At 52.0% G+C, this 10,178-nt stretch carries 4 protein-coding genes; 3 read left to right on the top strand and 1 reads right to left on the bottom strand.

Going from position 1 to position 10,178, the window contains the following annotated elements; genetic code table 11:
* Positions 1-2,601 (top strand): S8 family serine peptidase (locus LAT75_RS13645; protein ID WP_291483233.1); only part of this gene is annotated, 2,601 nt, incomplete at its 5' end.
* A gap of 1,532 nt (positions 2,602-4,133) precedes the next feature.
* On the opposite strand, the gene LAT75_RS13640 is transcribed toward LAT75_RS13645, so the two are convergent.
* Positions 4,134-7,406, bottom strand: a complete 3,273-nt coding sequence (locus tag LAT75_RS13640; protein WP_291483232.1) for a S41 family peptidase — start codon at positions 7,404-7,406, stop codon at positions 4,134-4,136.
* A gap of 765 nt (positions 7,407-8,171) precedes the next feature.
* On the opposite strand from LAT75_RS13640, the gene LAT75_RS13635 reads away from it, so the two are divergent.
* The gene (locus LAT75_RS13635) at positions 8,172-8,897 is read left to right on the top strand and encodes a DUF6088 family protein (protein WP_291483231.1); all 726 of its coding nucleotides are present in this window, start codon (positions 8,172-8,174) and stop codon (positions 8,895-8,897) included.
* A complete protein-coding gene (locus LAT75_RS13630) occupies positions 8,882-9,664 on the top strand; it encodes a nucleotidyl transferase AbiEii/AbiGii toxin family protein (RefSeq protein WP_291483230.1) in 783 nt (260 codons plus the stop codon). Before LAT75_RS13635 ends, LAT75_RS13630 begins: the two co-directional genes overlap by 16 nt.
* Positions 9,665-10,178 lie beyond the last annotated feature (514 nt).

Below are 10,178 nucleotides of genomic sequence, written 5' to 3'. Positions count from 1 at the left end.
ATCGCCGCTGCCGGTAACAACGGCACGAACAACGACAACCAGAATTTTTATCCGGCCGGCTACAACCTGCCTAACGTGATGGCTGTTGCGAGTTCTGACCGTAACGATCAGCGCAGCGGATTTTCCAATTTCGGCGCCAATACCGTGCACGTAGCAGCGCCGGGTTCTGCCATTTTTAGTACCTACATCAATACCAGCGGCTATGCGTCCCTTTCCGGTACTTCTATGGCGAGCCCGCACGCCACCGGTGTTGCAGCCCTGCTGAAAGCGGTAAACCCGGATGCTTCCCCAACAGAGCTTCGCTCCTGGATCATGAACAGCGTTGACCCAATTCCCGCTTTTGTGAACAACACCATTGCCGGCGGCCGTGTTAATGCCGCTCAGGCGCTGGAGCTTTCGCTGCTTGGCCCGCCTGCAGCTAATGTTACGCCAACCTCAGGCTTTACTTTCTCTCTGAGTGAAAACGAGGCTGAAAGTGCCTTCTTCGAGATTATCAACGAAGCCGAAGGCCCGTTAAACTACACCATTTCTGTGGTTTACGGTGATGCGGCTACCGCAGCTGCTTCGGCCGGACCGATCCCTGCTGATAAGGCAGCTTTTATGGACCAGAATTTCTGGAATGCAGCGGTTATTCAGTCTGACGAAGTTATCACCTCATTTGAGCCGGAAGAAGGTTTCGAGCCGGGATATATCGGAAATCAGCTGGGCTGGAGCACCCTCGCAGCAAGCAGCAGTCAGCCGGTTATTTCAGATGTGCGCGCAAGCGAAGGGAACTGGGCCCTGCAGATTGCGCAGCAAAGCGGCACGCCGGGGAATACGAACATCGGTGTGCGCTCTCCGCTGATTCCGGCCGGCAGTAAGTTTTATACCCTCGAAACAGATGTTTACGTGGAAGCCCTCGGCGGGGCAAGTTATGATGTGGCCCTTCAGTCACCCTCACTTGGCAGTATCACAACCCGATTCCGTTTTGCTTCCAATGGTAATCTGCAGGTATTTACCGGAGGTGCAAGTACGGTTAATGTTGGCACTTTCCAGCCTGAAACATGGTACCGTTTTACACAGGAGCTCGACACCGAAGCCAACGAAATCCGCTATTTCATAGATGGCGAACTCATCCATACCGGCAGCTTTTGGTCAGGTCAGACGGTCGAGCAGGTTGTGTTTCTGAGCAACAACAGCCAAAACGGCGAATCAGGCTTTTTCGATAATGTGCGCCTGAACGGCAACGACGGCTGGCTTTCCCTAAGCAGTTCCACCGGCCGTATTGACGGACTCGAATCGCAGCAGATTGAGCTCACCGCAACCGGCAATGTACCGGAAGGCATCTACAACGCGCTCATTTCTATTGCAACCAACGACCCGGAAAACCCGCTGTTCCAGATTCCGGTAACCCTGGAAATGGATATCGTGATTGAAGAGCCGCGCATGATTCTGAATGCCGCCAACATGACCTTCGCCACCGTGCGCGATGAAAATCCGCAAGGATCTTTCACCATTGCAAATCAGGGACTTGAAACCCTTGAGTACGCCATCACAGTTGATGAAGCCGCCATGGCATGGCTCGAAGCTGAGCCCGCAAGCGGTGCCATAGCTCATGAAGACGTACAGGAAATCAGCCTGAATTTCTCGGTTGAAGGCGTACCCGCGGGTACCTATGGCGCGGTTGTGACCATCACCACCAACGACCCGATCAACCCGGAAGTAACGGTGCCCGTAACACTCGTGATTGTGGAAGGGCTGCCCGAAGCCATCGCGCTCAGCACGCCCGCCAATGAAGCGACCTCCGTTTTTGAAGACATCGTTTTCGAGTGGGATGCCGATGCAAATGCCGAAACCTACGTATTCCGCATTTCTGCTGATGCCGATCTGGCTGATGAAGTTTTCGAAGCCGAAACCGGTGAAACCTTTATCTCACTCGAGAATCTGGAAGCTGAGACAACCTACTTCTGGCAGGTAAAAGGCTTCAACATTGCCGGCGAAGGCGAGTGGTCTGAAGTCTGGAACTTCACCACAGCCAAAGCGGATCCCTCCGCCGTTGTGAAGCTCTTCCCCGCCAACAATGCCGTTGATATCCAGCTTTTCGGCGTGTTCAACTGGCAGGCTGCGGCAAGTGCCGAAACCTACGATCTGCAAATCGCCCTCGATGAGGAATTTGAGCAGCTCGCAGTTGATGCTACCAACCTCATAAACACACAGCAGTTTGTGAGCGGCCTGCAGGGCAGCAGCACCTACTTCTGGCGCGTGCGCGGCGAAAACAGCGATCGTGTAGGGCCATGGTCAGAGGCCTTTACCTTCCAGACCATCATCACTACCGATATCGGCCGCGATGACCTGCCTGTTGAGTTCGCCCTCAACCAGAACTATCCCAACCCCTTCAACCCGACTACGCAAATCAGCTATGCCCTGCCGGAAGCCGCGCAGGTACAGCTGGAAGTGTACAACCTGATGGGGCAGCGGGTAGCAGTTCTGGTGAGCGATCAGCAGGCCGCCGGCCGGCACAGCGTGAACTTCGACGCCAGCCGCCTCTCCAGCGGCATGTACATCTACCGCATTCAGGCGGGCAGCTTCGTACAAACCCGCAAGATGATGCTGGTAAAATAAAATCAGCCATTTCAGCTTTTAGCTGCGACTCTTTCAGCAGCTGAAGATTACCAAAGCCGCCGGAAATTTAGTTTTCGGCGGCTTTTTTGTTTTATCATGCCTTGACAAGGGCGAAGCGCATCGGATTTGTTTGCGGATTAACAGACCCGGAACGCCCGCTAAATCACCTGTTTGCCCCAAAAATTTAGCAAGAATGCTGAGCCGGACTGTACCTGATGCCCGAATCCGTTTGTGGCTCAACAACGCTGTTTAGCGATAGTTAACCATCATCTGTTCTTCTTTCGGCCTTGGATGATTAGTAGGAGAATTCGGGGTACTGTATTAGTACATAAGTATATTCACGAGTGTGAGTGCGAATAATGTATGCTTGGATTTATTTTATCGATGATTTCAATGTATGCTATAAGTAAAAATACTTATTATTCAAATTTCAAAAAAAGCAAAAAATAAGCCCTGTACTTCGTTGTGTGTAAAGTTCTGTGTGTTTATATTTACTTACTGGCTGTCGACAAGGTGGCTGTAAGATTAAGTTTAATATTGGTTTATCTCTATCTTTGATTATTTGTTGTTTACAAAAATATACTTTTATTAAGGCTGTGGAAAAATGCGGTGTGTTTACAGGCTATGAAATTTTAGATGAACTTATTATGAAAAAGTGTCTGACAAATCCTTCTTTGCAAGGATATAAAAAGAATAAATGGGGTAGTATTTAGAATGGTATTTTTATGATGGTTCTTAAGGTTTTATAGGGAAAACCTAAACATGGTCTGTCTAATTATTCCTAAAATCAGATGAGTAATATTCCAGTTTAATATTTGAGGTAGACTACCATTTACAGACGTATGGCCACTACAGGCGAAATAAATCATGGCCATAAACCCAAACAATCCCGCTGCAGCCAGGAATGGTTGCAGCGGGACTCATCTTCAGGATTAAGCGAAATATTTCATTGTTTTGGAGAGGAATTGGTGTTATACATTCATAAAAATCAAAATCTTGCAGGCCTTCGCAGGGAGTCGTTTAGGCCACAGCACGCATCAAGCGATGCCATCACCCAAAAAATCAAAGCCGGCCTGTCCCAAATTTCCGGAAGGGCCGGCGGGCTTTTTTTTGGGGTGAACGCCGTGCACATCAAGGGCAGTCGTGCTGGCTCTGCCCTCCCAATCCTGCGGGAGGCGCCTTGCTTTTGGGGCCCCGTTGCAGGCCGCAATCCCGAAACCTTACACCTGAACACAGCCGGCCCTACACTGGTCACTGGTGTAACGCGGATGGGGCCGGGCGGGGCCTGAGGGTGATTTTGAACCTGACGACCGGATTCCGCACATACGCGCATCAAAAAGCACGGACCCTGCCGTTGGCTGAGGGCGGCTGAACCAGCACTGCTGACCGTGATGCGCACGGAGTTTTCCCAAAAAATAAAACCCCGCAGCATCTCCTGAGCGGAGCGCTGCGGGGTTTTTGGATTTTAGGTTCACTGTTCGGTCCGGATCCCAAAACCATCCGGGTTCCGGGTGACTGAACTTCAATACGGCTTAGTTGCGGATGGGGAAGTCGGGGCGCGGGGGCAGCTGGAAGCCTTCGGTTTCGAGCAGGCGCAGGATTTCCCCGATGCCGCGGTTCAGCTGATCGTCGATTCCGTCGAACTCGCGCGCGGGGTCGTTGTCGATTTCGATATCGGGCTCAACGCCCACGCCTTCGATAATCCACTCGGTGCCCTCGATGTTGTACAGGCCGTACTCCGGCCGGTTGAGGATACCGCCATCGGTGAAGGGCAGCGAGCCGCGGATGCCGATTACCCCGCCCCAGGAGCGCATGCCGATGAGCGGCCCCAGGTTGTGCTGACGGAAGCGGAACGGGAAGATGTCGCCGTCGGAGGCGGAGTGCTCGTCGAGCAGGGTAACCATTGGGCCGAGCATCATGTGCTCGGGGTTCGGGCGCGGAACCACGTTGCGGGGCGCGCTCACCATCGCGATTTCGCGGCGCAGGCGCTCGATAATCATCGGTGAAACGTTGCCGCCGCCGTTGCCGCGCACATCAATAATGAGGGCCTCCCTGCGCAGCTGCGGGTAGAAATGCTTCACAAACTCGTTGAGACCCGCCGGGCTCATGTCGGGGATGTGGATGTACCCGACCCTGCCGTTGGTGGCCTCGTTCACGATTTCGATGTTGCGCTGCACCCAGTTGAAGTAGTACAGGTCGGCCTCGTCGGCTACGGGCCGCACCAGCACTTCGCGGGCACCCTGCGTGCGCGGGCGCTCGTTTACGGTAAGTACCACGGTTTCACCGGCCAGGCCGATCAGGCTTTCGAAAATGTTGGCCATATCGCTCGTGAGCATGCCGTTCACGGCGATGATGTAGTGCCCTTCCGGCACGCTTGCGCCCACTTCAGTAAGGGGCGAGCGGCGGCCGGTTACCCAGTTTTGCCCGCGCAGTACGCGGTCGATGCGGTAGAAGCCGCTGCCGTCGCGGCTGAGCTCCGCGCCCAGCAGACCCAGCGGTACGCGTGCCGGCTGCGGCACATCGCCGCCGCCTACGTAGGCATGGCCCACGTTAAGTTCACCGATCATTTCGCCGATCACGTAGGTGAGGTCGAGCCGGTGCCGCGCGGCTTCTGCCAGCGGACGGTACAGCTCGCGCACGCGGTGCCAGTCCACACCGTGCAGGTTGTCGGCATAGAGGAAGTCGCGCATCTGCCGCCAGCTTTCATCAAAAATCTGAAGCCATTCGGCCTGCCGGTCCAGATTCACGCGCATGTTGCTGAGGCTGAGGGGCTCCGTAACTTCAACCGGCCGCGCAGGCAGATCAATAATGCCGTACCGGCCCTGCTGCCATACCATCATCTTTTTACCGTCGGCCGAAATCAGGTAGCTGTTTACGGCGCCCAGCTCGGTTTCTTTCTGTGCCGCAATATCGTACATGAGCAGCAGGGCGCGCTGATCGCGGCTGCCGTTGCGCATATAATAGATGCGCCCGCCTGCAGCATTCAGGTTGAAATAATTCGAGGGCTGTACCGGCAGCTGTATGATGCGGTCGATGATGCCCGCGCGGTCAACCTTCACATTATCCCCGGAAATGGCGCTTTCGCTGCTGCTTTCAGGCGCGTTGACCTCGTCATTTTGGGGCAGGAAGGGCGAGCGGGTTTCCTGTGCCAGCGCAATCATGTAGATGCGCGACATATCCTGATAGGCGTGGTTCCACTCGGTCCAGCTGTAGATGGGGTTGAAATCGCGGTTGGAGGTGAAAAACAGGAAGCGTCCGCAGTCGCTGAATGCCGGATTTCCGGAGCTGAACCATTTATCGGTAACCGGGAAGGATTCGCCGGAGGCCACGGAGTACATCCAGATGCGCTGCATGCCTTCGGTTTCGGGGCGGGTCCAGGCAATCCATTTGCTGTCGGGCGACCAGGTGAAGCTGCTGATTTCCCAGAATTCGGCAGTATCAACCGTGGTGACGCGCCGGTTTTGGGTATCGACAAACCGGAGGCGGAGTTTTTTGTCGGTCCACAGGATGTAGCGGCTGTCAGGCGACCACTGTATGGAGAAGAAGTAGGTGTTGGCGCCGTCGGTGAGCTGCACGGCTTCGCCGGAGCCGTCCTGCGGACGCATCCAGATTTCGTTTTCGCCGGTTTTGTCTGAAATGTAGGCGATATGCCGCCCGTCGGGCGACCAGGCCGGGTTGCGGTCGTGTACCCCGGCTGACTGCGTGATGTTGCGGGTAATGCCGCTGCTTGCCGGCACCGTAAAAATATCGCCCCGCGCGCCGAAAAGGGCCCGGCTGCCATCGGGCGCAACGCCCCAGAACTGAATCTGATCGTGAACCTGAACAAGACCGCCCCGGCTGAACAGATTATCTGAGTGTACCCGAATCGGCACCCGGTCGAGCTGCTCACTTTCGATATGGAAGCGGTAGATGAAGCCGCCGTTTTCAAAAACGATAAATCCGCCGCCTATTGACGGAAACTTGATGTCGAAATCTTCAAAGAAGGTGAGCTGCCGGGCTTCGGTGCCGTTCACATCCTGCACCCAAAGGTTCATCCGCATGTTATCATCGCGGTCGGAGGCGAAGAAAATCTGGTCGCCGTGCCACATCGGGATGATATCCTGCGAGTTGCTGTTGGTGAAGTTGATGGTTTCGCGGGATTCGAAATCGTGAATCCAGATATCATCGGCCATGCCGCCGCGGTAGCGTTTCCAGGTGCGGAACTCGCGGAAGATGCGGTTATAGGCCAGCTGCGTGCCGTCGGGGGAGTAGGAGGCAAAGCCGCCTCTCGGCAGCGGAACCTGCTGCGAAATATCGCCGTCGCGCCCGGCCAGAAAAAGCTGCCCCTGAAAGGCGTTAAAGGAGCGTTTGCGGGAGCGGTACAGCACAGCGTCCTGCGTGGGGTGCCAGCCCATCACAATGTTGTTGGGGCCCATGCGGTCGCCCACATCATCGCGGCCGAGGGTTGCGGTGATGGTGAGCCGCTGCGGGATGCCGCCCTCCGCAGGCATGAGGTACACTTCGGTATTGCCGTCGTACTGACCCGTAAAGGCAATTTCGGTGCCGTCGGGCGAGAAGCGCGGGAACATTTCGAAGCCCTCATGATTGGTGAGTTGCCGGGCCACACCGCCCTCTATACCGACGGTAAACAGGTTGCCGGCAAAAGTGAACACAATCTGCTCGCCATTGGTAGCCGGGAAGCGAAGCAGCCGGGTGTTGTCGTCATGCTGATCCTGCGCGAGAACAGCGGCAGCGGCAGGGACTGCCTGCAGCAGCAGGACGGCGACCAATGCCATGAACAAGTGCTTTAACGTAAAGTATCGCATAGCGTAAGGGTGAATGATGGTTGAAAACTGAAGACCGGAAAAAACAGCCTTTCAGACAATTTATTGCCGCAAATTAAGCCAAAGCCCTCGGATTCCTGCCTGTGCCGAGGGCAAAAGTTGTAAAGAAAACGACCCGAAGCTTACGGCACATCCTCCCCGCATGTAAGCGGTTAAGAAGCCCGTTGTTTTTCCCGGACATCATGCGCAAATGGTGCGCTGAAACCGCGGTGCAGACTTGCGGGGGGATGCGCGCATCGAGCGGGGGGGGATTGAGTGGGCTAATTGTTCCGGAGCTTAACACCTTGCGCCATCCCAAACGCATCCCGCTGGAAACACAAAAAGAAAGCAAGGGGAATTGTTACGACGGGTCGCCTTGAAAGGAGTGTAAAGATTAACTGGGAGTTTTGAATGCTGAAATAAAAATACCGATGTGGTTCAAAAACAAGGTCTTTATAAGTTGATAGCCTTGAGAAAAGGACCATAATTTTGTTGGTTCAAACAGCAGGGGGGAGGATATCGATATCAAAGCAACTGCAGTTTGTTCGGGATCGGGATCACGGTCGCTTCCGCCGGTAGTCGGGCAGGTCGCCCTGAGTGGTGAATATCGGCAGGATCTGTTCAACAAATATCACGTAAAGCAGTGGGAAGGTTAATCCCCCAAATTAATTAAGCTTGATCGTTCGCCGCTTAAGGAAAACATCAATATGTCCAGTATTTTATTAAATAAACTGGACATGCCGTATATTACAGACAAAAAGTATACCCATGAAAACTACTGATTTTGTTGTATATATGATTAACAGACTTCCCAAAGGATATGTTTTTACCTATGAAGATTTTATTGGTGAGGTGAATAACAAGGAAGCTGTGATAAAAGCGCTGAACCGTATGGCAGTCGGCGGGAAAATAGAGAAGCTTTCCAAAGGGCGCTACTACAAACCCGAACAGTCCGCTTTTGGAGTTCTGCCGCCCGATCCCTATCAGGTTGTAAAAGACCTGCTGGAAGATGAGGGCAAGGTTACAGGATACCTGACTGGTGTTAGCATTTATAATCAACTGAACCTCACCACACAAGTAAGCAGTGTAATACAGATTGGCAAGAACCAAATACGTCCCGCTTTTAAAAGAGGTCGGTTCAGAATATCATTTATCCTGCAAAAGAATATCATCACAAAAGAAAACATCCCTCTGCTGCAGTACCTGGACTGTCTCAGATACCTCAAAAAAATACCGGACGCTACGGTACAAAACTCAATACGTTTACTTTCGGAGCAATTCAGTACGCTGGAACCGGGCAAAATAAATACTATGGTTAGGCTGGCTCTCAAGTATCCGCCAGCCGCACAGGCGCTGCTTGGTGCTATATTGGAAGATCAGGGCAAAAGTTCGGCCACAGAGCGCCTGAAGCGTTCTTTGAATCCGATTACTACCTATGCCATTCCGGGGGCGGAAGAAGCACTCTCGACTTCACAAAATTGGAACATCAAATGATACTGCATAAGCATAAGAAGCTATTTACAGATGCCATACGAAAAACAGCAGCTGAGCTTGTTTTGCCCGAAATATTTGTAGAGAAAGATTACTGGGTCACTTTTATGCTGAAATCTTTGTTTCAGTCTGAAGCCGGTGATAAAATAGTTTTTAAAGGAGGTACTGCGCTGTCAAAGTGTCATGGGTTGATTGAGCGTTTTTCAGAAGACATTGATCTTGCCGTAGTTTCGCAGGAAGGCGAAAGTGCAACGACAATCGCAAAGCGAATAAGAGCCATTAGTAAAGAAGCGGCTAAAATACTGCCTGAGGTTGAAATAAAGGGGTTAACAAGCAAACATGGCAATCTGAGGAAGACTGCACACCAGTATAAGAAGGAGTTTAAAGGAAGTTTTGGGCAGGTTCGGGATATACTTATAGTTGAAATAAGCGCGCTTGGTAATTTCGAGCCGTTTGTACCTTTACCAGTGGATACCTTTATTCGCAAAATGATTCTGGGTACGGATCAAAAACCGATGATCCGCGAATATGAGCTTGAGCCATTTACGATGAACGTACTGCATGTGAACCGGACCCTATGCGAGAAAATAATGAGCCTCGTCCGGTTTTCATTTACAGATCAACCGCTTATCAACCTGAAAGCTAAAATCCGCCATACGTATGATCTCCATAAGCTGCTTGCAGAAGAAGAGGTGAGGAGTTTTTTCAATTCTTCGGGCTTTGATGACCTAATAAATAAGGTCGGGTCAGATGATGTGGCCAGCTTCTGAAGCGGCAGTGAATGGCTTAAAAACCATCCGTCAGAGGCCCTCATTTATAAAGAATGTGAATCAACCTGGATGAAGCTGCGATCGACGTATGAAAGTGACTTCAGAAATCTTGTATATGGAGAGCTGCCGGATGAACCTGAAATATTGACAACGCTTAAGGAAATTCACGCTCGATTAGAAAAGATACACTGGCGGATTAGTAGTTAAATAGATTCTGAATCACTGTTAACGAGAGAAATCTACCAATTCTGCTAACCGAAATTCCCTTTTAAAAAAGATTTAATTTTGTAGATTATTCAGAAATAAAATCATACTTACGCTAAAGCTGTTACGGATGCCGGATTTGAAGCTGCTAATACGACCACTATTACCGCGCGGAGTGTCCAGAAATGTACAGGTCACTGATAATTTTGACTTTACCATGCCTATAGATTACGATGCGAATGGGAATTTCTTATTTATGAGACGTAACAACCAATTTGGACTACCTCAAAACTATACGTACTCCTACTAT

The sequence above is a fragment of the Cyclonatronum sp. genome (assembly GCF_022565315.1).
Taxonomy (GTDB): domain Bacteria; phylum Bacteroidota; class Rhodothermia; order Balneolales; family Cyclonatronaceae; genus Cyclonatronum.
The sequence above is the reverse complement of the archived record's forward strand: the minus strand, read 5'-3'. Positions and strand labels throughout refer to the sequence as shown.

What these genes read in the sequence shown, in the direction of transcription:
- LAT75_RS13635 (WP_291483231.1), top strand. Translation starts at nt 8,172, where the DNA reads ATGAAAACTACTGATTTTGTTGTATATATGATTAACAGACTTCCCAAA.
- LAT75_RS13640 (WP_291483232.1), bottom strand. Translation starts at nt 7,406, where the DNA reads ATGCGATACTTTACGTTAAAGCACTTGTTCATGGCATTGGTCGCCGTC.